We start from the raw sequence: 1,063 nt of genomic DNA on the forward strand, positions 1-1,063 counted from the left end.
GTCGGCCACGCCGTGGATGAGTTGGCGGTGCAGGTTGCTGAGTTCCACCCGGTCGTCGTCGACGATGCCGATGGTTCCGACGCCGGCGGCGGCCAGGGACGGGATCACGCTGCTGCCGAGACCACCAGCCCCAATCACCAGCACGGTGGATGCCGCGAGCCGGGCCTGCTCGGCCGCTCCGAAGCCGGGCAGCGCGAGTTGGCGCGAGTAGCGGAGATCCATAGTCCCATTCTCTCGCGCCGGGGATGGCGGCAGCACGCAACCGCATTCTCGGAGCAGCTAAGCTAATTTCACCGCAAATGCGGTTTAAGGAGGATCGATGGCCGTGACACAGTTCACCGTCCGCGAGGCCGCAGCCCTACTCGGAGTCAGTGACGACACCGTGCGCCGCTGGGCGGAGGGCGGCAGGCTCGTGCTGGTCGCAGGCCCGAATGGCCGTGCGCACGTCGACGGTGCCGAACTTGCCAGCCTCGCACAGGAGCTTGCGACCGAGTCTGCGCTGGGCGAGGCGTTCGGCGCCAGCCGGGCATCGGCACGCAACCGGATCACCGGCATCGTGACCCGCGTGATCAAAGACGGGGTGATGGCGCAGGTCGAACTGCAGGCCGGGCCGTTCCGTATCGTGTCGCTGATGAGTCGCGAGGCCGCCGATGAACTCGAGCTCGAACCCGGCACCCTCGCGACCGCGAGCGTGAAAGCGACCACCGTGGTCATCGAGCTACCGGAGGTCGGCACGTGACGCGCACGCTGGTGACCGTTGTGGTCGCGGGGCTGCTGTTGAGTGGATGCTCGGCGCCCACCGCACCAGCTTCGGGTGACGCCCTCGTCGGCACCGTGACCGTGTTCGCCGCGGCATCCCTCACCGACACGTTCGGTGCGATCGCCGACGCATTCGAGCGGGAGCACCCGAACGTGACGGTCACCCTGAACTTCGGCGGAAGCTCCAGCCTCGCAACCCAGATCGTCGGGGGAGCGCCGGCCGACGTGTTCGCCGCCGCCAGTGGCGCCACTATGGCGACGGTGGCCGACGCCGGGCTGACCGTGGGCGAGCCGACCGTGTTCG

The 1,063-nt window shown here is 68.8% G+C and carries 3 protein-coding genes; 2 read left to right on the forward strand and 1 reads right to left on the reverse strand.

Annotation, left to right across the window (positions count from 1 at the left end):
• On the reverse strand, positions 1 to 222 hold a 222-nt coding region (locus RMN95_RS15785; protein ID WP_309617861.1), incomplete at its 3' end, for a ThiF family adenylyltransferase.
• Between the two features lie 97 nt (positions 223 to 319).
• Between RMN95_RS15785 and RMN95_RS15790 the strand changes: the two genes are divergently transcribed.
• Together RMN95_RS15790 and modA are read left to right on the forward strand one after the other, a co-directional pair.
• Positions 320 to 739: a molybdopterin-binding protein gene (locus RMN95_RS15790; RefSeq protein ID WP_397545310.1), complete on the forward strand. Its 420-nt coding sequence runs from the start codon at positions 320 to 322 to the stop codon at positions 737 to 739.
• The coding region (gene modA, locus RMN95_RS15795; RefSeq protein WP_309617862.1) for a molybdate ABC transporter substrate-binding protein at positions 736 to 1,063 on the forward strand (328 nt) is incomplete at its 3' end. The genes RMN95_RS15790 and modA, both read left to right, overlap by 4 nt.

This window comes from Salinibacterium sp. (genome assembly GCF_031364185.1).
Taxonomy (GTDB): domain Bacteria; phylum Actinomycetota; class Actinomycetes; order Actinomycetales; family Microbacteriaceae; genus Rhodoglobus.

Bases quoted from the DNA above. Each gene is read 5' to 3' on its own strand.
- RMN95_RS15790 (WP_397545310.1), top strand. From the start codon at position 320: ATGGCCGTGACACAGTTCACCGTCCGCGAGGCCGCAGCCCTACTCGGA.